Origin of the sequence: Brevundimonas sp., from assembly GCF_018608325.1 — a bacterium.
Classification (GTDB): Bacteria; Pseudomonadota; Alphaproteobacteria; order Caulobacterales; family Caulobacteraceae; genus Brevundimonas.
On the sequence record NZ_JABAZW010000159.1, the window covers coordinates 7,729 to 30,976 of the forward strand.

Here is a 23,248-nt window from a genome sequence, read left to right on the forward strand (position 1 = left end):
CCGCATTGACGAAGCGGGCCTCGGAGTCGTCGAAGAAGGCTTTCGCCAGTTCGACATATTCGTCGATCACCACTTCACGCGGCGTCTCGGGGTGCTTGATCAACTCCCAGGCGCCGGAGCGCAGCAGGGCGCGCAGGGTCGCGTCGATCCGCTCCAGACGCCAGTTGGACGCCAGACGGGCCTTGATGGCAGTGTCGATGTCGCGTTGGCTCTCGATCACGCCGCGAACGATGTCGCCGAAATAGGCTTCATCAGCCTCGGCCAGGGCTTCGCCCTCAATGTCGGCGTCGAAACGGAAGTTGGAGAATTCGGAGATCACCGTCTCCACGCCTTCGCCCGCCAGTTCCATCTGATAGAGGGCTTGCACGGCGGCAAGGCGCGACACGGTGCGGGCGCGGCGCTGCTTGGAGCTCAGGTTTGGCTCGGCCCGCTGCTTTTCGGCCTCGGCGAGTTGCTCAAGGACGGCTTTTACGCTGTTCGGTTCAGTCATGCGCCGACGCCTACGCGCAACCGCTTCTTCAATGCAATGAGGTCGAGGCAAGCTTTTGCTGCGCCGCCGCCCTTATCCCCTTCTGAAAGCCGGGCGCGATACCAGGCTTGGTCTTCATCCTCGGTCGTCAGGATGCCGTTGCCGATGGCCACGCCCTTGACGCCCAGCGCCATGATGCCCGCCGCCGACTGATCCGACACGATCTCGAAATGATAGGTCTCGCCGCGGATCACCGTGCCCAGGGCGACATAGCCGTCATAGCGTGGCGCGGTCGGGAAACGACCGGCTTCTTCGGCCATGGCGATGGCGGGCGGCACTTCCAGCGCGCCCGGCACGGTGATGACGTCGAAATCGACGCCGCGCGCCTTCAGGGTTTCCTTGGCGCCTTCCAGAAGGGCGTCGGCCAGGTCGTCGTAGAAACGTGCCTCAACGATCAGAATACGGGGTGCGTCGGTCACGACTTGTCTTCTCCATTCATGTCGCGCCAGCCGACGATGCGCAGGCCGTAGCCCTCCAGCGCCGTCGGTTCAGGTCGCGTCGAACTCATAACGATCATATCGCGCACGCCCAGATCCAGCAGGATCTGTGCCCCCACGCCATAGGCGCGCAGCGAACGATCCACCGCCGTCGGCTTGTCCACCCCTGCCAGCCGCTCTGCCAGCGAGTTCAGCGAGGGGTCGCGCAGGAAGACGACCACGCCCGGGCCGTCATGTTCGGTGATCTGTTTCAGGGCGTTGGGCACATAGTCCTGACGCGCCTCGACATGGCCCAGCAGGTCGCAGGCGAAGTCCACCTGGTGCATCCGCACCAGCGTCGGCTTGCTTGGATCAATCTTGCCGTGGACCAGGGCGACGTGTTCAGCGCCCTCGATGGTGTTCTTGTACAGCATCAGCCGGAACGGGCCGCCGTGGACGCTTTCGAACGGCGTATCCATGACCCGCTCGACGAACCGCTCGGTGCGGCGGCGATAGGCGATCAGGTCGGCGATGGTGCCGATCTTCAGGCCGTGCAACTGGGCAAAGGAGATCAGGTCCGGCATCCGGGCCATTTCGCCGTCGTCCTTGATGATCTCGCAGATCACGCCCGCCGGGGTCAGGCCCGCCATGCGGCTGATGTCGACGGCGGCCTCAGTGTGGCCTGCACGGACCAGAACTCCGCCATCGCGCGCGACCAGCGGGAAGATGTGGCCCGGCGACACGATGTCATCCATGCCCTTCGACGCATCCGTGGCGACCTGGATGGTGCGGGCGCGGTCGGCGGCGGAGATGCCGGTCGTCACGCCTTCCTTGGCCTCGATCGAGACGGTGAAGGCGGTCTTCATGCTCTCGCGGTTGTCGGCGGCCATCGGCGGCAGCCGCAGCTGGCTGGCCCGGTCTGCCGTCATGGCCAGACAGACCAGCCCACGGGCCTGACGGATCATGAAGTTGATCTGGTCCGGCGTGGCAAACTGGGCGGGGATGATGATGTCCCCCTCGTTCTCGCGGTCCTCGGCGTCCACCAGGATGTAGGGACGGCCGTTGCGGGCGTCCTCCAGAATGTCCTCGATGGGGCTGATCGGGCTGTCGTTCATGTTCGCGGCCAATTGCATTACGCCGTCTCCTGCCACCGCGCGAGGTATCGCGCCAGCATGTCGATTTCGAGATTGACCGGATCACCGGCCTTCAACCGCCCCAGCGTCGTCGCATCCCACGTATGCGGAATGATGTTCAGAGACAAAATCTGACCCGCCACACTGTTCACCGTCAGGGACACGCCGTCGACCGTGATCGAGCCCTTGGCTGCGATGTAGCGGTGCAATGGCGCAGGCGCCTCGACCTCGATCCGGTGCGAACCGCCCTCGGGCGTGATCGAGACGATCCGGCCCAGACCATCGACATGGCCCGAGACGACATGGCCGCCCATCTCGTCGCCCAGTTTGGCCGCGCGCTCCAGATTGACGCCGTCGCCCGCCTTCCAGTCGCCCAGCGTCGTCTTGGACAGGGTTTCGCCTGACACCTCGACCGCGAACCAGCCGGGGCCTTTTTCGACAACCGTCAGGCAGCAGCCCGCATGGCTGACCGACGCGCCCAGGTCGATGCCGTCCGTGTCCCAGACGGTTTCGATCTCATAGCGGCGGTCGCGATGGGTTTCGCGAACCTCGCGAACCCGCCCGATGTCGGTGACGATTCCAGTGAACATGAACTCAGAGCCTTTCGTACCGCTCCCACAGGTCGTCGCCGACGACCTGGACGGACAGACGCCGGAACTTGGGGGCGTCGGCCAGCTTTGCAAGCGCCAGACCGGCGACACAGGCCCGCCCCTCCCCGCCCAGCAGGATCGGCGCGCGGAACCATTCCAGCCTGTCGACCGCGCCCGCCTTCAGAAATGACGCCGCCACCTGACCGCCGCCCTCAATCAGCACAGACGTCACTCCTGCCGCTGACAGGGCCGACAACACGGCGGAAATGGCGGGCCGACCGTCTTCAGCCGCCACCTGTTGCACTCTGGCGGCGCCGATTACGCGGGGTTCGTTCGAGGTGAGGATCAGGGTGTTTTCACCTGCCAACCGGGCGGTCCGCGGCGTCCGCAGGCGGCTGTCCAGCACAACGCGCAACGGTTGATCGACGCTGCGTCCCGGCAAACGTGCGGTCAGCTCGGGATCGTCCTTCAGGACCGTTTCGACACCGACCAGAATGGCGTCGTGCGAAGCGCGCAGCCGGTGGCCTTCCAGACGCGCTTCTTCACCCGTGATCCACTGGCTTTCGCCAGACGCCGTCGCGATGCGCCCGTCCAGAGACGTCGCCAGCTTCAGGGTGATCCGGGGCCGCATCAGGCCTTGCCGGTCGGTTCGTCAAAACCCTCGTCGCCCAGGAATTTGGCGAAATCGCCGGTGTGGCGGAAGTCCTTGTACACCGAGGCGTAGCGGACATAGGCGACCTCATCGACGCCCTTAAGCGCCTTCATGATGAAGTCACCGACAGTGCTGGACGGGATTTCCGTCTCGCCCAGACTTTCCAGCTGACGCACGATCCGGTTGACCAGTTGCTCGACCTGATCCGCCTGCACTGGACGCTTGCGCAGGGCCACGCCCAACGACCGTTCCAGCTTGTCGCGCTCGAACGGCGTACGCCGTCCGTTGCGCTTCAGGATGACCAATTCGCGCAGTTGCACCCGCTCGAAGGTGGTGAAGCGCCCGTTGCAGGCCGGACAGGACCGGCGGCGTCGGATGGCCGAGCCGTCGTCCGACGGCCGGCTGTCCTTAACCTGAGTGTCCTGATGACCGCAGAAGGGGCACTTCATCCGTCATCTCATCCGTAGATGGGGAAGCGGTTGGTCAGTTCGCGCACCTGGGCCGCGACGCCCGCGACCACAGCCGGATCGGCTTCGTCGCCGCCGTTCATCGACGAGACGACGTCGGCGATCCAGTGACCGATCTGCTTGAACTCTTCCTCGCCGAAGCCGCGCGTCGTGCCCGCCGGGGTGCCCAGACGGACGCCCGAGGTGACGGTGAAGGGCGCGGTGTCGAACGGCACGCCGTTCTTGTTGCAGGTCATCAGCGCCTTTTCGAGTTCATGCTCGGTCGCCTTTCCGGTCACACCCTTGGGACGCAGATCGACCAGGGCCAGATGGCTGTCGGTGCCGCCCGAAACGATGGCCAGACCGCGCTCGATCAGTACGCCGGACAGGGCCTGGGCGTTCTTGACGACCTGTTGGGCGTACAGCTTGAACTCGGGCTTCAATGCCTCGCCGAAGGCCACGGCCTTGCCGGCGATGACGTGTTCCAGCGGGCCGCCCTGCAGGCCGGGGAAGACTGCAGAGTTGATCTTCTTGCCCAGATCCACGTCGTTCGACAGGATCATGCCGCCGCGCGGGCCGCGCAGGGTCTTGTGCGTCGTGGTGGTGACGACATGGGCGTGCGGCAGCGGGTCGGGATAGGCGCCGCCCGCAATCAGACCGGCATAGTGGGCCATGTCGACCATCAGATAGGCGCCGACGCTGTCAGCGATCTCGCGGAAGCGCTTGAAGTCGATGTGGCGCGAATAGGCGCTGGCGCCCGCCAAGATCAGCTTGGGCTTCTCACGCTCGGCCATTTCGGCGACGTGATCGTAATCGATCAGATGGGTGTCTTCGCGCACCTTGTAGGTCACCGGGCGGAACCACTTGCCCGACTGGTTGGCAGGCGAACCGTGCGTCAGGTGACCGCCGCAGGCCAGATCCATGCCCAGGAAGGTGTCGCCGGGCTGCAGCAGGGTGAAGAACACCGCCTGGTTGGCCTGCGCGCCCGAGTGCGGCTGGACGTTGGCGAAGGCCGCGCCGAACAGTTTCTTGGCCCGTTCACGCGCCAGATCCTCGGTGATGTCCACGAACTCACAACCGCCGTAGTAGCGACGACCGGGATAGCCCTCGGCGTATTTGTTCGTCAGGACAGAGCCCTGCGCGTCCAGAACCGCCTGCGAGACGATGTTTTCGGAAGCGATCAGCTCGATCTGCTCACGCTGGCGACCCAGTTCGCCCTGAATGCCCTTGAAGACGTCCGGATCGGCGTCGGCGAGCGTCTTGGTGAAATAGGCGTCGTGGGTGAAGGCAGTCACGCTGGGATCCCCGCAAATCAGAAGGTCGCCTATCTAGTCCGCACCGCGCGCGACCACAACATCTTGTGCTGAAGCTGACGAGACCCGTTCGATTTGCGCTCTGGGCTGGGGCTCGCTTGGAACCCGCACCTCGATTGCGCAGACACGACAGCTTCTCTTGTCGATCAGTACGCTTGGCCCTTCAAATAAGCCGACTTGGCCCTTAGGCAGAAACTGCTGCACTCGGACGGACGAACCCACATCGATGAGTTCAAAACCAAGATCAGGACTGAACCGTCGATAGGCATGCTGAGTGATGGCGGTCTTGGCCGTGACGACATAGTCGCACCGTTGCACCCTGGGACCGGTGCAGCCGGGGGATGAGTGGTCTGCCGCCACAAGCAGCGTCAGCCCGGCAAGCACAGCGAAGAACGCGAAGGTCCCAAGCCCCAGAGCCGTGGGATGCCTCAAGTCCAACATCAATACTCTCCCGCCAACACAAGGGAACCATGCCAGCCCGCCGCACACAAGCAAGGCGAGTTAATCACGCATATCCATGATTGCTTAAGCTTGGCTGTCTTAGCTGGCAGGAGTTGTCGGTCGTTGTGAGTTGAAACTACATGGATTTCTCTCGTTTCGCCTCGTTTTCATTCAGCCTGCTGACGATCACGGCTGCTGCTGGAACCGCTGCTGCTCAATCCGAAATCAACAACGACAGATGGCGTGTCACCGTCAGTCCCTATGTCTGGGCCACTTCGCTGGACGGACACGTCACTCTGGCCGGACGCAGGGCTCCGGTGGATGTTCCCTTCTCTGACGCCTTCGAGCATCTGGAAGCCGCCGTTATGGGCGACGTGGAGGTCCGCAAGGGCCGCTGGGGCGGCTTTGTCGACTATCAGTACGCCCGGACCAATGAGGCTGTGTCCCTGCTGGGCGTGCCTGTCGAACTGGGAACGCGTGCGACGTCGGTGTCGGGCGGTCTTGCGTATCGGCTGGTCGATGACCCGCTGGGCGGTCGAACGGTCTTCGGCGACCAGCGCAGCTTCCGTGTCGAACCGATCGTCGGCGCCCGCTGGAGCAAGCTGAGGGCTGACCTGAGCACGCCGTTGGGCGCAACCAGCAAGGGGGCGGACTGGACCGATCTGTTGCTGGGCCTGCGGGTCGAGGCGGACGCCACAGACCGGTGGACCCTGCGCGGACAGGTCGACGTCGGCGGCCTGGGCGACAGCGGCCGCAACAGCCGCTCATGGCAGGCGCTGGCCGTCTATCGCACGCCGCTGGCGGGCGGCGCGGTGTCCGTCAATCTGGGCTACCGCCTGCTGGAGCAGACCTATCAGCAGGATGATTTCACTGGCCAGAGTTTCGACTGGAACGTGTCGCGCCATGGCCCGGTCATCGGCCTGTCGCTGACTTACTGAATCCCCCACCCAAGGAGACGACATGCGTAATGGAGTGAAGAGGGGCGTCGCCGCCCTGACTGCGGCCTTCATGCTGGCTGTTCCAGCGGCGGAGGCCTGCACCCGGCTTGTCTATCATGGCTATGACGGCGCGGTGATCACGGCGCGGTCGATGGACTGGAAGGACGAAATCCTCACCAACCTCTGGATTTTCCCGCGCGGGATGGCGCGTGACGGCGCGGGCGGTCCCAACTCGGTGAAATGGACGTCGAAATACGGCAGCGTCATTTCCAGCGGCTATGACGTCTCGACCGTGGATGGGGTCAATGAGGTGGGATTGGTCGCCAATGTCCTGTGGCTGGTCGAGTCGAAATACCCGGACCATGACCCGAACAAGCCCGCCCTCAGCATAGCCGCCTGGGCCCAGTACGTGCTGGACAACTACGCCACTGTCACAGAAGCGGTCGATGCATTGAAGGACGAGCCCTTTGTCCTGATCACCGACAATGTGCCGGGCCAGCAGCGGTTGACGACCCTGCACCTGTCTTTGTCGGACGCCAGCGGCGACAGCGCCATCTTCGAATACATCGACGGCAAGCTGGTCGTGCATCACAGCCGCGATTATCAGGTGATGACCAACTCACCGACCTTCGATCAGCAATTGGCCCTGAACAGCTATTGGCAGGAGATCGGCGGCACGGTCTTCCTGCCGGGCACGAACCGGGCGGCAGACCGCTTCGCCCGCGCCTCATTCTACGTCAATGCGGTGCCCAAGTTCGAAGACCCGAACCTGGCGCTGGCCAGCGTGTTCAGCGTGATCCGCAACGCATCAGTGCCGTTCGGCATCTCGACCCCGGACCAGCCGAACATCTCCTCAACCCGTTGGCGCACGGTCGTGGATCACAAGCGCAAACTGTATTTCTTCGAATCCGCCCTTACGCCGAACACCTTCTGGGTGGACCTGAAGAAGATCGACTTTTCGCCGCGCGCCCGGGTCAAGCGGCTGGTGCTGGGCGAGAACCAGATCAACACCCACGCGGGCGACGCCACGGCCAAGTTCACCGACGCCGCGCCCTTCCCCTTCCTGGGACCGCAATAGCGATCAGGTCTGAGCGGTCGCCAGACGTTTCGATCTGGCGGCCGACACCTGTGGACTAGGCTTGGCCTTCCAGCGCCCGCCTCAGCTTGGCGATGGCCACCCGTTCGACGGCTTTCGGCTCGCGCACAGGCCCCATCGCACTGACCTCGCGGCCCGTGGCGACGTGGATGGCCGAGCATTTCACATAGGCGCCATTGCGGGTGAACTCGACGATCACCTGACCCAGATCAGGGCCCAGGTCGTTGCCCGCCACTGTTTAGGCTCAGGCCGCGACGGGGCGACGCGCCACGTTGCAGTGGGCGAACAGCTTGTCCATCGCCTGGACCAGATGATCCATCATGGCGTCCGTGTGGTTCGGCGACGGAGTGAAGCGCAGACGCTCGGTCCCCTTGGGCACGGTCGGATAGTTGATCGGCTGAACATAGACGCCGTATTCGTCCAGCAGCATGTCCGAAATCATCTTGCAGTGGACGGGATCGCCGACGTGTACCGGCACGATGTGGCTCTCGCTCTCCATCACCGGAATGCCCGCAGCAGCGAAGCGCGCCTTCAAGGTGGCGGCCCGCTCCTGATGCTGTTCACGCAGTTCGGGGTGAACCTTCAGGTGGCGCACGGAGGCCAGCGCCCCCGCCGTCAAAGCAGGCGGCAGCGAGGTCGTGAAGATGAAGCCCGAGGCCCAACTGCGCACCGCATCGATGATGACCGCATCACCGGCGATATAGCCGCCCATGACGCCGACAGCCTTGCCCAGCGTACACTCAATGATGTCGATCTGGTCCAGAACGCCGTCACGCTCAGCGACGCCTGCGCCGGTTTCGCCGTACAGGCCGACCGCATGGACTTCGTCCAGGTAAGTCATAGCGCCGTATTTTTCGGCCAGAGCAATCGTGCCCGCCAGATCGGCGATGTCGCCGTCCATCGAATAGACGCTCTCGAAGGCGATCAGCTTGGGCGCATCCGCAGGCGCTGCAGCCAGCAGGCTTTCCAGATGCTCCAGATCATTGTGCCGGAACACATGGCGCGGTCCGCCGCCGTGGCGGATGCCCTCGATCATCGAGGCATGGTTCAGCGCATCGGAGAAGATGATCAGGCCGGGCAGAATCTTCTGCAGCGTCGACAGCGTCGCCTCGTTGCCGACATAGCCCGAGGTGAACAGCAGGGCCGCTTCCTTCTGGTGCCAGCTGGCCAGCTCGGCTTCCAGATCAACGGCCGAGCGCGTGGTGCCCGAGATGTTGCGTGTGCCGCCAGCGCCCGCGCCGACAGCATCGATCTCTTCGTGCATCGCATCCAGCACAACGGGGTGCTGGCCCATGCCGAGGTAATCGTTGGAACACCAGATCACGACGTCCTGTTCGGACCCGTCCACGCGGCGGCGCACGGCCTGCGGGAACTGTCCACGGACACGTTTCAGGTCGGCGAAGACGCGGTAGCGACCCTCGCTGCGGACCTGCTCTACGGAGCTCTTAAAGGCGGCCTTATAGTCGAACAAACTACGCGTTCTTTCGCTTATGGCGACGTATTGGCGTTATTTGCTCCACCCCCGACGGCTTGTCCATGTCCCCGACATGGACAAAACGCCCAAACCCTTAATTGATAACGGTTCTCACAACAGAGCCGTGATCAGCCCGGCTTGCGGAAGCGATAGACGAACTGATCCGTCTTGCCACGAATGGCGGCGTCAAAGACGTTCAGGCTGTGGTCGTCGGCGGGATTGGCCACCACCTGGCTCTCGCCGTCAAAGACGAAGCCTGCCGCCTGGACTTCACGCTTCAGATAGTCGCCCTCGATCCTGTGCAGGGTGCTGACGACCGAAATCCCCGTTCCCGCCGCCGCCTGATGGTCGATGACCACATACAGCCCACCCGGCTTAAGCGCCGCGAACACCGCCGCATTCATCTTCGCCACATCGGTGTTGAAACCGGAAATGTGGAAGTCGTGGTATTCCTGGCTCATGAAGATCAGGTCCAGCGGCTCGGCATAGGTCATCGAGTCCAGCAGACCATTGACCCGCGTGATGTTCGGATAGGCCGCGACCAGCAGGTCCGCCGTCGGGTTCTCACGCTCCGCCGTCCGGTTCGGCACAAAGGCGTAAACGCGCCCCGTTGGTCCGACCACGTCCGAGAACAGGCGGCTGAAATAGCCTGCGCCGGGGCGGATGTCGGCGATCTTGTCGCCCGGCGCGACCTGAGCGAAGGCCAGGATCTCCGACGGGTGGCGCAGGGCGTCGCGCGCGACCTCTTCCGCCGGGCGTTTCGGATCGGCCACCGCATCAGCATACAGACCGGCGTAGGAAGAAGGCTCGGCCGACGCCGTATTGGTCACGACCGTCTTTTGCCCGCCGCTGGACGACACGATGATGCAGCCGGACAAGCCCGCCGCCAGAGCCAGAACCGCCGCGCTCGCCACCAACCGCTTGATCATCGCCATCTCCATGATTTGTGGCGATAGGCCCGTATTTCCGCGTTCCGTGCAAGCGGCGTCTGCGTCGAACACGATCCGACACATCACGCGATTTGCGCCGCGACGCCCACGGCGCTAGTCCCGCGTCAGGTTTCCAAGGTTTCGGTCCATGCTTCCCTATCAGCCCGCCCCCTTCCCGCTCGCCCGCCCGCGCCGTCTGCGCGCCAATCCGTGGGTGCGCCGTCTGGTCGCCGAGACGACCCTGACGCCAGCGGATCTGATCTGGCCGCTGATCGTCCATGACGGCGCCGAGGACCGTCAGCCCGTCGCCTCCATGCCCGGCGTCTTCCGCCTGTCGCCCAAGGAGGCCGCCAAGGCCGCCGTCGAGGCCCGCGATCTGGGCATTCCGCTGATCGCCCTGTTCCCCAATGTCGATGGCGCGATCAAGGACGCTGTCGGAACCGGCGCCACCGACCCGGACGGCCTGATCCCCGACTGCATCAAGGCCATCAAGGACGCAGCCCCCGAGATCGGCGTCATGACCGACGTGGCGCTGGACTGCTACACCGACCACGGCCACGACGGGGTGATGGAAGGCGACCGCATCGCCAATGACGCCTCTCTGGATCGTCTGGCCGAGCAGGCGTTTATCCACGCCCATGCAGGCGCCGACGTCGTCGCTCCCTCCGACATGATGGATGGCCGCATCCAGGCCGTGCGTGAGGCGCTGGAGGCCAACGGTTTTCAGGACACCATGATCCTGTCCTACGCCGCCAAGTTCGCCTCAGCCTTCTATGGCCCGTACCGCGACGCCGTGGGATCGTCGAAGATGCTGACGGGCGACAAGAAGACCTATCAGATGGACTACGCCAACTCGGACGAGGCGCTGAAGGAGGTGGCGATGGACCTGTCGGAAGGCGCCGACGCCGTCATGGTCAAGCCGGGGATGCCTTACCTCGATATCGTGCGCCGTGTGTCCGAGACCTTCCGCGTACCCACTTTCGCCTATCAGGTGTCAGGCGAGTACGCGATGATGCAGGCCTCCATCGCCAACGGCTGGCTGGACGAGGACCGCGCCATTCTGGAGACCCTGCACGGGTTCAAGCGCGCAGGCTGCGCGGGCGTCCTGACCTATTTCGCACCCAAGGCGGCGCGGCTGCTGGGCGCATAGCTTGCTGGCAAAGGCGGCGGATCATAGGGTGACCTCATGCTGAGACGCACCCTGATCGGTCTGACCGCCGCCCTGCTGTTGCCCGCCGCTGGCTTCGCGCAGGAGGCCGCGCCCACGCCCCTGCCCCGCGTGGTTCTGGAGACGACTGCGGGCCGTATCGTGATCGAGGTCAATGACCGCGCCGCGCCGATCACCGGGGCCAACTTCCTGGCCTATGTGGATCAGCATCGGTTCGACGGCGCGACCTTCTATCGAGCCATGAAGTCCGGCCCCGAGAACGGTCTGGTGCAGGGCGGCGCGAACAATGAACCGGCCCGCCTTCTGCCGCCCATAGCCCATGAACCAACGACCGAGACAGGCCTCAGCCATGTCGACGGCGCCGTCTCGATGGCCCGTTACGACCCCGGCACGGCGACCGGTGACTTTTTCATCTCGGTCGGCGCCACGCCCTCATATGACGCAGGCCGCCCCTTCTCCATCGACGCCTATGGCTTCGCCGTCTTCGGCAAGGTGGTCGAGGGCATGGACGTGGCCCGCGCCATGCTGAACGCCTCCACCTCTCCGACCGAGGGCGAAGGCTTCATGCGCGGCCAGATGCTGGAACCGCGCATCACCATCGTCTCAGCCAAGCGCGAAACCGCGCCTTAAGACGAAATGTGGATGGTTTTCCGCCCTCAGACCTGAGGCGGTCGCAGGCTTTCCCAGACACCGATAGCCATCAGGACGACTGTTGTTGCGATGCTGAGGATCAGCGGCGTCGTCCACGGAACCGCCAGCCAGCCGGCCGCCAGAACGGCGCAGCCGACCAGTCGCGTCCAGTTGATGTGCCGCCAGATTGCCCAACCTGCCACCGCTGTTCCCAGCAGGAACAGGATCGGGCCGCCCAGCATCGTCAGGGCCGTCGCGGTTGAGACATGACCGCCGGGATGCGCCAGGACCAGTTCGTCACTGACCGCCACGACGATGATCCCCGCGATGACCAGAATGGGCGAATATGTATAGGCGCGTCGCGCCACACGTCCGGGGTCGGGCGAATGTATGATGGCGTCGGATGCGGATTCGTGCGCCTGGCTGAAGAACAGCCGCCACATGGCGACCGTGGACAGGACGGCCGAGATAAAGGCGGCCCAGACCGCGCCCGATGACCAGTCCAGCCCTCCAAACGTAGCGCCCGAGACCAGCAGGGTCTCGCCCAGGCAGATGATGACAAACAGGCCGACACGCTCGGCCATATGACCGCCTTCGATGGTCCAGTCCTCAGTGCGGGACCGCCCCAGACCTGGCACGAAGAAATAGAGAGCCGGAGACGCATATTCGACCGCCAGCGCGGCCAACCAGAACCAGACACGTTGCTCAGGCGCGGCCAGACCGCCAGCGATCCATAACACTGCCGAAGCCGCCAGCCAGACCAGAATGCGGATGGCGTTGAGCCTTAGGCCCTCTTCGTTACGCATCGCCCAGACCATAAAGGCGGTCCGTCCCACCTGAATGGCGGCAAAGGCCAAGGCGAAAGCCAGCCCCGTCTCCTGAAAGGCGTGCGGCAGCGATGCTGACATCACCAGCCCGATCCCCATCAGGCCGAACAGTGCTGCCTGGACCGGCCCCGTTTCGGGATCGAGCCAGTTGGTCACCCAGGACGTGAATATCCAGGCCCACCACACCGCAGCCAGCAGCATCGCGGCCTGCGCGACCCCGAGCGGCGTCAGATTCGCCAACAGCCCGTGGCTGACCTGTGTGATGGCGAAGACGAAGACCAGGTCGAAGAACAGTTCGACAAAGCCCACGCGGGCATGCTCACCCTTCACCCGTTTGCGCAACAAAGACGTCATCCCGCCCTCCCGATTAGAGAGCGAGGTTAGCGCGACATTCTGTCGCTGTCCCGTCAGAACGCTGACGGGACAGCAAAGGAAATCAGATGTGGATCACGCGTCCGTAGGCGTCCAGAGCGGCTTCGTGCATGGCTTCCGACATGGTCGGGTGCGGATAGACGATGCCATGGATGTCTTCTTCCGTCGCTTCCATGGTGATGGCGGTGACGTAGCCCTGGATCATCTCAGTGACTTCGTGGCCGATCATGTGGGCGCCGATCAGGGCGCCGGTCTTGGCGTCGAAGAGAACCTTGACGAAGCCGTCGATCTCGCCTGCAGCCACGGCCTTGCCGTTCACGCGGAACGGGAAGCGGCCGATCTTGACCTCGCGGTTCTCGGCGCGTGCAGCCTGTTCGGTGACGCCGACCGATGCGACCTGCGGCTGGGCGTAGGTGCAGCCCGCGATGGGCGAATGGACGTTCGGGGTCTTGTAACCGGCGATGTGTTCGGCGGCATGGATGCCTTCGTGCGACGCCTTGTGCGCGAGCCACGGCGCACCGGCGCAGTCGCCGATGGCGTACAGCCCCTTCACATTGGTCTCGCAGTGGCTGTCGGTCTTGATGTGGCCACGGTCCAGTTCGACGCCCAGCGCCTCCAGACCGATGCCGTCCGTGTTGGCGGTGATGCCGACCGCCGAGATGCAGACTTCGGCTTCCAGGGCTTCGGCCTTGCCGCCGATCTCGACGTCGACCTTCACGCCCTGTGCGGTCTTGGTCACCTTCGACACCTTGGCGCCGATCTTGAACTTGATGCCGCGCTTTTCGAACGACTTCTGAGCGGCCTTGGAGACCTCTTCGTCCTCGACCGGCATGATCCGGTCCACAGCCTCGACAACCGTGACCTCGGCGCCCAGCGCGCGATAGAAGCTGGCGAACTCGATGCCGATGGCGCCCGAACCGATGACAACAAAGGTCTTGGGAAGTTTCTTCGGCGCCAGGGCGTCGCGATAGGCCCAGATCTTGTCGCCGTCAGCTTCCAGGCCGATCTGAGGCAGGGCGCGGGCGCGAGCGCCGACGGCCAGCATGACCGACTTGGCTTCGATGGCGCGCGTGCCGCCTGCCTTCAGGGCGACGACGACCTTGGGCGCAGCAGCGCCCTTTTCGAGCGTAGCCGATCCCTCGATCACCTCGATCTTGTTCTTCTTCATCAGGAAGCCGATGCCCTTGTTCATCGTCGCCGCGACACCGCGCGAGCGCTGGATGATGGCGTCGAAGTCGAACGAAGCGCCCGATGCGGACAGGCCGTATTCCTTCAGGTGCGACAGGCTCTCGAACTTTTCGCCGGACTTCAGCAGGGCCTTGGTCGGGATACAGCCCCAGTTCAGGCAGATGCCGCCCAGGTTTTCACGCTCGACGATGGCGACCTTCTGGCCAAGCTGGCTGGCGCGGATGGCGGCGACATAACCGCCGGGGCCCGAGCCGATGACGACGAGATCGAATTCAGCAGCCATGATCAGATCAACTTCTCGATGTCGGCCTTAATGGCCGAGGGTTCAGTCTGAGGCGAATAGCGCGCGACGACGCGGCCTTCGCGGTCGGTCAGGAACTTGGTGAAGTTCCACTTGATGGCCTGAGAACCCAGGAAGCCGCGCTTCTGTCGGGTCAGCCAGGCATAGAGCGGGTGACGGTTCGGCCCGTTGACCTCCACCTTGTCAAACAGGGGGAAGCTCACATCGAAGCTGGTCGCGCAGAAGGCGGCGATTTCCGCCGCCCTGCCCGGCTCCTGATTTCCGAACTGGTTGCAGGGAAAGCCCAGCACCTCGAACGGAGCACCGGCAAAATCCCGATGCAGCTTCTCCAGACCATCATACTGGCCGGTGAAGCCGCACTTGGACGCCGTGTTCACGATCAGCAGCGCCTGACCGCGAAAACGGTCAAGCGATACGTCCGTGCCGTCAATGGCCCGGGCGGAGAAGTCATAAACCGAAGTCATGACCCCTCTTCTCCCTTAAGCCAGCATCGCGACGGGATCTTCGATCAGCGGCTTGAACGCCTGCAGGAAGCGGGCGCCGGTCGCACCGTCTACCACGCGGTGATCGCAGGTCAGGGTCACGGTCATGACGGTGGCCGCAACGATCTGGCCGTCCTTGACGACTGCGCGCTGTTCGCCTGCGCCCACGCTCATGATGCAGCCCTGCGGCTCATTGATGATCGAGGTGAACTGCTTGATGCCGAACATGCCCAGGTTGGACACCGAGAAGGTGCCGCCCTGGAACTCTTCAGGCTTCAGCTTACGCTCGCGGGCGCGCTTGGCCAGGTCCTTGGACTCGGTCGCGATCTGCGCCAGACCCTTGGTTTCGGCCTTCTTGATGATCGGCGTGATCAGGCCGCCGTCGATGGCCACGGCCATGGAGACGTCGGCGTTGTGGTGCATGGCGATGCCTTCCGGCGTGTAGGAGGCGTTCGCCTCCGGCACGGCCTTCAGGGCCAGAGCAGCTGCCTTGATGACGAAGTCGTTGACGGAGACCTTGATCCCCTGCGGCTCCAGCATCTTGTTGACCTTGGCGCGCACAGCCATCAGCTGATCGATTTCGACATCGATGAACAGCGGGAAGTGCGGCACGTTCTGGATGCTGTCGACCATGCGGCGGGCGACAGCCTTCTTCATGCCGTCCAGCGGGATCAAGTCGTAGCTGCCGTCCGGGATGCCCATTTGCGCCAGAGACTGCGCCTTGCGGGGCTCGATGCCCGAAGTCGCAGCAGCCGGGATCGTCGTAGCCGCAGCAGGCTGAGCAGCCCCCTTCGGCGCGCCCTCAACGTCACGCTTGACGATGCGGCCGTGCGGACCGGTGCCCTTGACCGACTTCAGATCGACGCCGTTCTGGGCGGCGATGCGACGCGCCAGAGGCGAGGCGAAGATGCGCGCACCGCTGTCCGACTTCGGCGCAGCGGGCGCAGGCGCCGCAGGCTTGGCCGCCTCAGCCTTGGCCGGAGCGGCTTCGGCCTTGGGCGCGTCTTCCGTCTTGGCGGCAGGCTTGGGGGCGGCAGCGCCACCCTCATCCTTCAGACGTGCGATCGGCGTGTTGACCTTCACGTTCTCAGTGCCTTCCGGCACCAGAATGTCAGTGACTTCGCCCTCGTCCACAGCCTCGACTTCCATCGTGGCCTTGTCGGTCTCGATTTCAGCGATCACGTCACCGGCGGAGACGACGTCGCCCACCTTGACGTGCCACTTGGCCAGAACGCCCTCCTCCATCGTGGGAGACAGGGCGGGCATCAGAATGTCGGTCATGCCACCACCTGCTTCACGGCCGCGATGATCTTGTCCACGCCGGGCAGCGACAGAGCTTCCAGATTGGCGGCGTAGGGCAGCGGCACGTCTTCCTGGTGCACGCGCAGCGGCGGGGCGTCCAGATAGTCGAAGGCGTGTTCGATTACGCGGGCCACGACCTCGGCGCCGACGCCCATCGGACCCCATCCTTCTTCGGCCGAGACCAGACGGTTGGTCTTCTTGACGCTTTCGACGATGGTTTCGTGGTCCAGTGGACGCAGGGTGCGCAGGTCGATGACCTCGGCCTCGATGCCCTCTTCAGCCAGCTTCTCAGCAGCCTGCAGAGCGAAACCAACCATGCGGGCATGCGCCGTGATGGTGACATCCTTGCCTTCACGACGGACCTTGGCCTTGCCGATGGGCAGGACGTAGTCGTCGACTTCCGGCACGTCGAACTCGGTGCCGTACAGCATCTCGTGTTCAAGGAAGACGATCGGGTTCGGGTCGCGGATGGCGGCTTTCAACAGGCCCTTGGCGTCAGCGGCGTCATAGGGCGCGATGACCTTCAGGCCGGGGACCTGAGCATACCAGGCGGAATAGTCCTGGCTGTGCTGGGCGCCGACACGGCTGGCCGCACCGTTGGGGCCGCGGAAGACGATGTCCGCGCGGATCTGGCCGCCTGACATATACAGGGTCTTGGCCGCCGAGTTGATGATGTGGTCAATCGCCTGCATGGCGAAGTTGAACGTCATGAACTCGACGATGGGCTTCAGGCCCGACATGGCGGCGCCGACGCCCAGACCGGCAAAGCCGTGCTCGGTGATCGGGGTGTCGACAACGCGGCGTTCGCCGAATTCCTGCAGCAGCTCACGGCTGACCTTGTAGGCGCCCTGGTACTGGGCGACTTCCTCACCAATCAGGAAGACGCGGTCGTCACGACGCATTTCCTCGGCCATGGCGTCGCGCAGGGCGTCGCGCACGGTCGTCTTGACCAGCTTGGCGTCCGCCGGGATTTCCGGGTCACGCAGTTCGACCTTGGGCGCTGCGGGCGCAGCAGCCGGAGCCGCCTCGGCCTTGGGGGCCTCAACAGCAGCAGCTTCAGCCTTGGGCGCAGGCGCCGCAGCGCCATCTTCACCGGCCAGACGCGCGATCGGCGTGTTGACCTTCACGTTCTCCGAACCCTCGAGGATCAGGATTTCCAGCACTTCGCCTTCATCGACAGCTTCGACTTCCATCGTCGCCTTGTCGGTCTCGATCTCGGCGATCACCTGGCCAGCCGATACGCTTTCGCCTGCCTTGATGTGCCATTTGGTCAGCGTGCCCTCTTCCATCGTGGGGGACAGCGCCGGCATCAGAATGTCGGTCACGGATCAGGCCTCCACGTAGACGTCAGTATAGAGCTCGGACGGATCCGGCTCCGGGCTTTCCTGCGCGAACTGCACAGACTCGGCGACAATCGCCTTGATCTCGTTGTCGATGACCTTCAGCTCTTCCTCGGTCGCCTTGGCTTCCGCGAGCAGCAGCTTGATGTGATCGATCGGGTCGCGGGTCTTCTTGACCTCGTCGACCTCTTCCTTGGTGCGATATTTCGCCGGGTCGGACATCGAGTGGCCGCGATAGCGATAGGTCTTCACTTCAAGGATGTAGGGACCGCCGCCTTCGCGGGCGCGCTTCACAGCACGGGCGGTGGCGTCACGCACGGCCAGAACATCCATGCCGTCGACCTGCTCGCCCGGAATGCCGAAGCTGGCGCCGCGCATGTAGAGCTCAGTCGTCGAGGACGAGCGATCGATGCTCGTGCCCATGGCGTACTGGTTGTTCTCGATGATGTAGATGGCCGGCAGCTTCCACAGCTGCGCCATGTTGAAGCTCTCGTACACCTGGCCCTGGTTCGAAGCGCCGTCTCCGAAATAGACGAAGGCGACCGAGTCATCGCCGCGGTACTTGCCAGCGAAGGCCAGCCCGGTGCCCAGTGCGACCTGCGCGCCGACGATGCCGTGACCGCCATAGAAGCCGGTCGGCACGTCGAACATGTGCATCGAGCCGCCCTTGCCCTTGGACGAGCCGCCGATGCGGCCGGTCAGCTCGGCCATGACTTCTTTCGGGTCCATGCCGGCAGCCAGCATGTGACCGTGGTCGCGGTAGCCCGTGATGATCTTGTCGTGGCCCTGTTTGACGCTCTCCTGAACGCCCACAGCGACCGCTTCCTGGCCGATGTACAGGTGGCAGAAGCCACCGATCAGACCCATGCCGTACAGTTGGCCTGCACGTTCCTCGAAACGGCGGATCAGCACCATCTCGCGGTAGAAACGAAGGAGGTCTTCCTTCGACGCCGTCGGCGTATTTGGTATTTTGTCAGGCGCGTTGGTCTGAGCGTTCTTGGCAGGGGCTTTCGCCATCCGGCATCTCCCGGCTAGGCGCCAGTTGGCGACGCCTTACTTATCGTTACGGAAGGGGGCTTTAGCAGCCTTCCTTCCCGGAACGCAAAGGGGCGCCATGCCACCTGTAACAATAGTTCAAGTATTGACTGGCGGTCAGCCTTGGACGGTTTGCGCGGGAACGCGGATCACATAGTCGCGCGGATCGGAAAAACCGATCACGGCGCGCGCGCGCTCTTCCAGAAGATCTTTTGAAAGACTGTCGGTACGCAGGTAGCGGACGCGCGTCTCAAGGTCGCGTCGCTGCTCCGTCAGATGTGCGAGCTGCTCAGCACGCTCGGTCAGCAGCGCATCCCGCGACGCGCCGCTCAACAGGCCGCGCTCCCCCGTGAGGGCCTGCACGCCAAGATACGCGAACAGCAGCAGCAGGACGATGGAGATACGGTACGGTTTCATCCGTTCAGGCACAGCAGACGCTCCTTCTGAGCGCGAAAACACAGTTCACAGACTGTGGCTGACAATGCCTAACAAATTGTAGCTTGACGGTAAGAAGGTCGGTGGAGAACGCTGATTCTCCACCGACAATTCAAAGACCTATTTCAGCAGCATTCCGTCGCCGAAATAGACAGCCTGGTCGCCCAGCATTTCCTCAAGGCGGAGCAGCTGGTTGTACTTCGCCACCCGGTCCGAGCGGGCCAGCGAGCCAGTCTTGATCTGTCCGCAGTTGGTGGCGACGGCCAGGTCAGCGATGGTCGAGTCCTCGGTCTCGCCCGAGCGGTGGCTCATCACGGCGGTGTAGCCTGCGCGCTGGGCCATATCGACGGCGTCCAGCGTCTCGGACAGGGTGCCGATCTGGTTGACCTTGATCAGGATCGAGTTGGCCAGGCCTTCGCCGATGCCCGCAGCCAGACGCGCCGGGTTGGTCACGAACAGATCGTCGCCGACCAGTTGGACGCGGTCGCCCAGACGTTCCGTCAGCAGACGCCAGCCGTCGAAATCATCCTCGGCCATGCCGTCTTCGATCGAGACGATCGGGAAGCGCTCGCACAGATCGACCAGATAGGCGGCCATGCCCTCGGCGTCGACGGTCTTGCCCTCGCCCGCCATGATGTATTTGCCGTCCTTGAAAAATTCGGTCGAGGCGACGTCCAGACCCAGGTGGAAGTCTTCACCGGCCAGATAGCCAGCCGCCTGACCAGCCTTGGTGATGAAGCTCAGGGCCTCATCAGCCGACGCCAGATTGGGCGCGAAACCACCTTCGTCACCGACGTTGGTGTTGTGGCCTGCGTCCTTCAGCTGTTTCTTCAGCGCGTGGAAGATCTCCGTGCCCATGCGCAGGGCTTCCGAGAAGGTTTCCGCGCCGGTCGGCAGGATCATGAACTCCTGAATGTCGATCGGATTGTCGGCGTGGGCGCCGCCGTTGATGATATTCATCATCGGGGTCGGCAGGACGCGGGCCGAAACGCCGCCGATGTAGCGGTGCAGCGGCAGGCCGGCCGAGATGGCGCTGGCCTTGGCGGCGGCGAGCGACACGCCCAGGATGGCGTTGGCGCCCAGACGGGCCTTGTTGGCTGTGCCGTCCAGATTGATCATCGCCTCATCCAGACGGCGCTGGTCTTCGGCGTCCATGCCAGACAGGGCGTCGAAGATTTCGCCATTCACAGCGTCGACCGCCTTCTGGACGCCCTTGCCGCCCCAGACGTCCTTGTCGCCGTCGCGCAGTTCAACAGCCTCGTGCGCGCCCGTCGAGGCGCCCGACGGCACGGCGGCGCGGCCGAAAGAGCCGTCATCCAGGATCACATCGACTTCGACCGTCGGATTACCCCGGCTGTCGAGGATCTGGCGGGCGACGATGTCGGCGATATCAGTCATGGCTCGGTTCTTTGGCTCAGGGCGGATGGAAGTTGCGAGGGGTTTAGCCGCCTACCCGCGAAAGGCCAATGGCTGCGCCCGCTCCCACCGGTAACAGGTTGCTACCTAACCGCAGTTTTCGACCAACTGGATCGACGGATCGCCCGCGTGAACCCGCGAAACGACGCCGTCCCTGCCCACCTCGTAGCGGATGCCGCGCGCCGCCGGATCGACCACATAGGCGGTCGAACGCCCCTTGGCCCAGGCAAACAGGTCCTCGGCAGGGGCCGGATCATATTTGGCGGGTTGCGCAAAGACGGCGCCGCCATAGGTCTGTTTGATCGCAATGCCGCTGTCGCCGACGCCAAAGCCGCGATCCGTCTTCACAGACGATCCCTTGCCCAGGGTGATTCGCGTCAGGTGACCGTCCTGCAGCATCACGTCCACGCCCTCAGGCGCCTTGTCGGGATGATAGACTTGGCAGGACATCGGATCGCTGACAGCGGCGTTTGCACCCCAGGCCGTCGCCACTTCCGCCGCCGTCATGCCGATTCGCACCACGCCCAGCCCGTCAGCAGTCAGGACGGTTTCAACCGCAGGCGCCGCTGCGGGCGGATTCGCGGCGCCGGACGAAACCGTCTCGGCAGGCTTTTCGCCACGATCACAGGCGGCAAGCGTGAGAAGCGCCAAAGCGCTGACGGCTGCGAAACGAATCATAAGGCGAAATCTCCCGGGAAAGCTTCACCGGGCAGAACGCACGAAAACGGCGCGCGGGACCACCGCGCGCCGTAAAAATTATCGTCCGACTAAAGTCGGGAAGCCTGAAAGACCTTAGTCTTCCTTCGGCGTCAGAACCTGACGACCGCGGTACGTGCCGCTCTTCAGGTCGATGTGGTGCGGGCGCTTCAGCTCGCCGGTGTCCTTGTCCTCAACGTACACGTTGGAGATCAGGGCATCGTGGGCGCGGCGCATGTTGCGACGCGAGGGAGATACTTTGCGCTTCGGAACGGCCATGTCCGTCTCAATCTTCTAAGTCGGGCGCCGCCCAGAGCCGAAGCCTGTCTAGCGCGAAAACAATAGCGGCGGCTCCAACCCTTCGAAGTGAAGAACGGGGGACCGCCACGCGAGGCGCGGCTTATGCATGAAGTGACGGGCGATTTCAAGGCGTATAAGCAGCTCCCGAGCAGGGAAGCGTAAGTGTGCGATCACCAGCACCTTCAACCCGCCAAATCCCAGCCGATACAGATCCGTAGCAGGCCCCGTTTTTATCCGTCGTCTGACGTCAGACGTGCGGCCACAGCCTCCCCGATTGCCAGTGAACTGGTCAGGCCGGGGCTTTCGATGCCGAACAGGGCCATCAGGCCGTCGATGCCGTGATGCTCGCGCCCGTGAAGCTGGAAATCCGGCTGGGGCTCGCCTGCCCCATGCAGCTTGGGACGAATGCCTGCATAGTCTGGCGTCAGGGCGCCGTCGGGCAGTCCGGGCCAGAACCGGCGGATATAGGCTGCGAACCCGTCCGCCTTGGTAGGATCGACTGAATAGTCTTCGGTCTCGACATAGACGAGGTCCGGCCCGAACACCGCCTGCCCGCCCAGATCCTTGCGATAGTGGGTGCCCAGCGCGCCGGGGATCGGCGGCGGATAGATCAGGCGATTAAACGGCGCCTTGCCGACCAGTCGGAAATAGACGCCCTTGCCCAGATGACGCGCGGGAATGTCAACGGCGGGATAACCGGCGATACTTGCGGCGACCGCCTGGGACGATAGACCCGGCGCGGTAACCAGAAGACGGCTGGTGACCGTCATCGCCCCCTCCCCGCCCACACGCACGTTGAAACCGCCGCCCGTCAGAGGATCAGCCCCTTCAAACGGCGCGGACACGACGACGGAACCGCCTGCATCCTCAATCTCACCCTGCAGAGCCAGCATATAGCCGTGACTGTCGAACAGGCCGCTCTCCGGCGACAGGATAGCGGCGTGGGCATTCAATTCAGGCTCAAGCGCCCGCGCCTGAGCGCCCGTCAGATGCTCCAACCCCTCGACACCATTGGCCGTCGCCTGTTCGAAGATGGCTTCGATCCGATCGACTTCTGATTCCTGCGTCGCCACGACCAGCTTCCCACACTTCCAGTGGTCGACCTTGTGGCTGGTCAGGAAATCATAAAGCGCGCGACGCCCCGCGACGCAGAACTGCGCCTTCAGCGAGCCCGTCGGATAATAGAGGCCGCCGTGAATGACCTCGGAGTTTCGTGAGGAGACGCCCTGGCCGATATGGCCTTCCTTCTCCAGCACCAGAACCGTCAGGCCCCGTTTCGACAACGCTCGCCCGCAGGCCAGGCCCACAGCGCCCGCGCCCACAACGACCGCATCGAAATCAAAGCTCATTTCGGTCCGTACCTCCGCTTCGCCTCAGCTTCGAAACAACTGATCAGCTTGCCGACCGCCAGATCGAAGTTCGCCTGAAGCATGACATCCAGCATCTTCGATTTGAAGGCGAAGTCGATCATGAACTCCAGCCGCGTCCCGTCTGGATGCGGGAAGAACTCCCAGCGGTTCTTCAGGTGCCTGAACGGCCCGCGCAGCAGACCGACCTCGACCTTGGGCGCATTACGATCATGCCGGACCCAGGTGGAGAACCGTTCCTTCAGGAAGGCGAAGCCGACGCCCGCCTCTGCGTCGATCACCGTAACGCCCTCACCCTCGCCCCGGTCGTTCCAGACACGCATGGACGTCACCCACGGCACAAAGTCCGGATAGGCGCGGATGTCAGCCACCAGATCGGCAAGCTGGTCTGGCGCATACGGAAGGATGCGCGTGACGCGATGGACAGCCATT

At 63.9% G+C, this 23,248-nt stretch carries 26 protein-coding genes; 4 read left to right on the forward strand and 22 right to left on the reverse strand.

All coding sequences use genetic code 11. The features are described 5' to 3' along the window. The 7 genes from nusB to glyA all read right to left on the reverse strand — a co-directional run. On the reverse strand, nt 1-490 hold a 490-nt coding region (gene nusB / locus QZ281_RS16000; RefSeq protein WP_292230073.1), incomplete at its 3' end, for a transcription antitermination factor NusB. Continuing rightward, nucleotides 487-948, reverse strand: a complete 462-nt coding sequence (gene ribH / locus QZ281_RS16005; RefSeq protein ID WP_292230075.1) for a 6,7-dimethyl-8-ribityllumazine synthase — start codon at nt 946-948, stop codon at nt 487-489. The genes nusB and ribH, both read right to left, overlap by 4 nt. Beyond that, complete coding sequence (gene ribB / locus QZ281_RS16010) at nt 945-2,078, reverse strand: 3,4-dihydroxy-2-butanone-4-phosphate synthase (RefSeq protein ID WP_292230077.1); 1,134 nt, start codon at nt 2,076-2,078, stop codon at nt 945-947. The genes ribH and ribB overlap by 4 nt, the downstream gene beginning before the upstream one ends. Then, the gene (locus tag QZ281_RS16015; RefSeq protein ID WP_292230080.1) at nt 2,078-2,668 is read right to left on the reverse strand and encodes a riboflavin synthase; all 591 of its coding nucleotides are present in this window, start codon (nt 2,666-2,668) and stop codon (nt 2,078-2,080) included. Before QZ281_RS16015 ends, ribB begins: the two co-directional genes overlap by 1 nt. Before the next feature lie 4 nt (nt 2,669-2,672). Further along, a complete protein-coding gene (ribD, locus tag QZ281_RS16020; RefSeq protein WP_292230082.1) occupies nt 2,673-3,299 on the reverse strand; it encodes a bifunctional diaminohydroxyphosphoribosylaminopyrimidine deaminase/5-amino-6-(5-phosphoribosylamino)uracil reductase RibD in 627 nt (208 codons plus the stop codon). Next, on the reverse strand, nt 3,299-3,769 hold the full coding sequence (gene nrdR / locus QZ281_RS16025; protein WP_292230084.1) for a transcriptional regulator NrdR: 471 nt from the start codon (nt 3,767-3,769) through the stop codon (nt 3,299-3,301). The genes ribD and nrdR overlap by 1 nt, the downstream gene beginning before the upstream one ends. 8 nt (nt 3,770-3,777) lie before the next feature. Continuing rightward, nucleotides 3,778-5,061, reverse strand: coding sequence for a serine hydroxymethyltransferase (glyA, locus tag QZ281_RS16030; protein WP_292230086.1), 1,284 nt, complete (start codon nt 5,059-5,061; stop codon nt 3,778-3,780). A gap of 599 nt (nt 5,062-5,660) precedes the next feature. Between glyA and QZ281_RS16035 the strand changes: the two genes are divergently transcribed. Together QZ281_RS16035 and QZ281_RS16040 are read left to right on the forward strand one after the other, a co-directional pair. Beyond that, nucleotides 5,661-6,458, forward strand: coding sequence for a hypothetical protein (locus QZ281_RS16035; protein ID WP_292230087.1), 798 nt, complete (start codon nt 5,661-5,663; stop codon nt 6,456-6,458). 22 nt (nt 6,459-6,480) lie between these two features. Then, nucleotides 6,481-7,536: a linear amide C-N hydrolase gene (locus tag QZ281_RS16040; RefSeq protein WP_292230089.1), complete on the forward strand. Its 1,056-nt coding sequence runs from the start codon at nt 6,481-6,483 to the stop codon at nt 7,534-7,536. Between the two features lie 55 nt (nt 7,537-7,591). Here the strand turns inward: QZ281_RS16040 and QZ281_RS16045 are convergent, their stop codons facing one another. The 3 genes from QZ281_RS16045 to QZ281_RS16055 form a co-directional block, all read right to left on the reverse strand. Next, a complete protein-coding gene (locus tag QZ281_RS16045; protein ID WP_292230091.1) occupies nt 7,592-7,789 on the reverse strand; it encodes a hypothetical protein in 198 nt (65 codons plus the stop codon). A 9-nt stretch (nt 7,790-7,798) separates the two neighbouring features. Continuing rightward, nucleotides 7,799-9,025 (reverse strand): 5-aminolevulinate synthase, encoded by a 1,227-nt coding sequence (gene hemA, locus QZ281_RS16050; RefSeq protein ID WP_292230092.1) that lies wholly within the window; start codon nt 9,023-9,025, stop codon nt 7,799-7,801. Nucleotides 9,026-9,156: 131 nt separating this feature from the next. Further along, nucleotides 9,157-9,957 (reverse strand): hypothetical protein, encoded by an 801-nt coding sequence (locus tag QZ281_RS16055; RefSeq protein ID WP_292230095.1) that lies wholly within the window; start codon nt 9,955-9,957, stop codon nt 9,157-9,159. 148 nt (nt 9,958-10,105) lie between these two features. Between QZ281_RS16055 and hemB the strand changes: the two genes are divergently transcribed. Further along, nucleotides 10,106-11,107, forward strand: coding sequence for a porphobilinogen synthase (hemB, locus tag QZ281_RS16060; RefSeq protein WP_292230096.1), 1,002 nt, complete (start codon nt 10,106-10,108; stop codon nt 11,105-11,107). A gap of 36 nt (nt 11,108-11,143) precedes the next feature. After that, entirely contained in the window at nt 11,144-11,755 is a 612-nt protein-coding gene (locus tag QZ281_RS16065; RefSeq protein ID WP_292230098.1) for a peptidylprolyl isomerase, read from the forward strand. Between the two features lie 26 nt (nt 11,756-11,781). On the opposite strand, the gene QZ281_RS16070 is transcribed toward QZ281_RS16065, so the two are convergent. The 12 genes from QZ281_RS16070 to QZ281_RS16125 all read right to left on the reverse strand — a co-directional run bounded on the left by QZ281_RS16070 (nt 11,782) and on the right by QZ281_RS16125 (nt 23,247). Beyond that, entirely contained in the window at nt 11,782-12,936 is a 1,155-nt protein-coding gene (locus QZ281_RS16070) for a low temperature requirement protein A (protein WP_292230099.1), read from the reverse strand. Between the two features lie 82 nt (nt 12,937-13,018). After that, nucleotides 13,019-14,425 (reverse strand): dihydrolipoyl dehydrogenase, encoded by a 1,407-nt coding sequence (lpdA, locus tag QZ281_RS16075; protein ID WP_292230101.1) that lies wholly within the window; start codon nt 14,423-14,425, stop codon nt 13,019-13,021. A 2-nt stretch (nt 14,426-14,427) separates the two neighbouring features. After that, complete coding sequence (locus tag QZ281_RS16080; RefSeq protein WP_292230103.1) at nt 14,428-14,907, reverse strand: glutathione peroxidase; 480 nt, start codon at nt 14,905-14,907, stop codon at nt 14,428-14,430. A 15-nt stretch (nt 14,908-14,922) separates the two neighbouring features. Further along, a complete protein-coding gene (locus QZ281_RS16085) occupies nt 14,923-16,206 on the reverse strand; it encodes a pyruvate dehydrogenase complex dihydrolipoamide acetyltransferase (RefSeq protein WP_292230105.1) in 1,284 nt (427 codons plus the stop codon). Further along, nucleotides 16,203-17,552, reverse strand: coding sequence for a pyruvate dehydrogenase complex E1 component subunit beta (locus QZ281_RS16090; RefSeq protein WP_292230107.1), 1,350 nt, complete (start codon nt 17,550-17,552; stop codon nt 16,203-16,205). The genes QZ281_RS16085 and QZ281_RS16090 overlap by 4 nt, the downstream gene beginning before the upstream one ends. 3 nt (nt 17,553-17,555) lie before the next feature. After that, on the reverse strand, nt 17,556-18,584 hold the full coding sequence (gene pdhA, locus QZ281_RS16095; RefSeq protein ID WP_292230109.1) for a pyruvate dehydrogenase (acetyl-transferring) E1 component subunit alpha: 1,029 nt from the start codon (nt 18,582-18,584) through the stop codon (nt 17,556-17,558). A 135-nt stretch (nt 18,585-18,719) separates the two neighbouring features. Then, nucleotides 18,720-19,019, reverse strand: a complete 300-nt coding sequence (locus QZ281_RS16100; RefSeq protein WP_292230168.1) for a septum formation initiator family protein — start codon at nt 19,017-19,019, stop codon at nt 18,720-18,722. Nucleotides 19,020-19,157: 138 nt separating this feature from the next. Then, nucleotides 19,158-20,435, reverse strand: coding sequence for a phosphopyruvate hydratase (gene eno / locus QZ281_RS16105; protein WP_292230111.1), 1,278 nt, complete (start codon nt 20,433-20,435; stop codon nt 19,158-19,160). A gap of 105 nt (nt 20,436-20,540) precedes the next feature. After that, a complete protein-coding gene (locus QZ281_RS16110; protein WP_292230113.1) occupies nt 20,541-21,131 on the reverse strand; it encodes a hypothetical protein in 591 nt (196 codons plus the stop codon). A gap of 114 nt (nt 21,132-21,245) precedes the next feature. Beyond that, nucleotides 21,246-21,428, reverse strand: a complete 183-nt coding sequence (gene rpmF, locus QZ281_RS16115; protein ID WP_292230115.1) for a 50S ribosomal protein L32 — start codon at nt 21,426-21,428, stop codon at nt 21,246-21,248. 251 nt (nt 21,429-21,679) lie between these two features. Next, nucleotides 21,680-22,798 (reverse strand): NAD(P)/FAD-dependent oxidoreductase, encoded by a 1,119-nt coding sequence (locus QZ281_RS16120; RefSeq protein WP_292230117.1) that lies wholly within the window; start codon nt 22,796-22,798, stop codon nt 21,680-21,682. Next, complete coding sequence (locus QZ281_RS16125; RefSeq protein ID WP_292230119.1) at nt 22,795-23,247, reverse strand: type II toxin-antitoxin system RatA family toxin; 453 nt, start codon at nt 23,245-23,247, stop codon at nt 22,795-22,797. Before QZ281_RS16125 ends, QZ281_RS16120 begins: the two co-directional genes overlap by 4 nt. Between the last annotated feature and the right edge of the window lies 1 nt (nt 23,248).

Coding starts and splice junctions, on each gene's coding strand:
- ribB (WP_292230077.1), bottom strand. CDS start 2,078: ATGCAATTGGCCGCGAACATGAACGACAGCCCGATCAGCCCCATCGAG.
- QZ281_RS16015 (WP_292230080.1), bottom strand. CDS start 2,668: ATGTTCACTGGAATCGTCACCGACATCGGGCGGGTTCGCGAGGTTCGC.
- ribD (WP_292230082.1), bottom strand. CDS start 3,299: ATGCGGCCCCGGATCACCCTGAAGCTGGCGACGTCTCTGGACGGGCGC.
- nrdR (WP_292230084.1), bottom strand. CDS start 3,769: ATGAAGTGCCCCTTCTGCGGTCATCAGGACACTCAGGTTAAGGACAGC.
- QZ281_RS16035 (WP_292230087.1), top strand. CDS start 5,661: ATGGATTTCTCTCGTTTCGCCTCGTTTTCATTCAGCCTGCTGACGATC.
- QZ281_RS16040 (WP_292230089.1), top strand. CDS start 6,481: ATGCGTAATGGAGTGAAGAGGGGCGTCGCCGCCCTGACTGCGGCCTTC.
- QZ281_RS16055 (WP_292230095.1), bottom strand. CDS start 9,957: ATGATCAAGCGGTTGGTGGCGAGCGCGGCGGTTCTGGCTCTGGCGGCG.
- hemB (WP_292230096.1), top strand. CDS start 10,106: ATGCTTCCCTATCAGCCCGCCCCCTTCCCGCTCGCCCGCCCGCGCCGT.
- QZ281_RS16065 (WP_292230098.1), top strand. CDS start 11,144: ATGCTGAGACGCACCCTGATCGGTCTGACCGCCGCCCTGCTGTTGCCC.
- QZ281_RS16070 (WP_292230099.1), bottom strand. CDS start 12,936: ATGACGTCTTTGTTGCGCAAACGGGTGAAGGGTGAGCATGCCCGCGTG.
- lpdA (WP_292230101.1), bottom strand. CDS start 14,425: ATGGCTGCTGAATTCGATCTCGTCGTCATCGGCTCGGGCCCCGGCGGT.
- QZ281_RS16080 (WP_292230103.1), bottom strand. CDS start 14,907: ATGACTTCGGTTTATGACTTCTCCGCCCGGGCCATTGACGGCACGGAC.
- QZ281_RS16085 (WP_292230105.1), bottom strand. CDS start 16,206: ATGACCGACATTCTGATGCCCGCCCTGTCTCCCACGATGGAGGAGGGC.
- pdhA (WP_292230109.1), bottom strand. CDS start 18,584: ATGGCGAAAGCCCCTGCCAAGAACGCTCAGACCAACGCGCCTGACAAA.
- QZ281_RS16100 (WP_292230168.1), bottom strand. CDS start 19,019: ATGAAACCGTACCGTATCTCCATCGTCCTGCTGCTGCTGTTCGCGTAT.
- eno (WP_292230111.1), bottom strand. CDS start 20,435: ATGACTGATATCGCCGACATCGTCGCCCGCCAGATCCTCGACAGCCGG.
- QZ281_RS16110 (WP_292230113.1), bottom strand. CDS start 21,131: ATGATTCGTTTCGCAGCCGTCAGCGCTTTGGCGCTTCTCACGCTTGCC.
- rpmF (WP_292230115.1), bottom strand. CDS start 21,428: ATGGCCGTTCCGAAGCGCAAAGTATCTCCCTCGCGTCGCAACATGCGC.
- QZ281_RS16120 (WP_292230117.1), bottom strand. CDS start 22,798: ATGAGCTTTGATTTCGATGCGGTCGTTGTGGGCGCGGGCGCTGTGGGC.
- QZ281_RS16125 (WP_292230119.1), bottom strand. CDS start 23,247: ATGGCTGTCCATCGCGTCACGCGCATCCTTCCGTATGCGCCAGACCAG.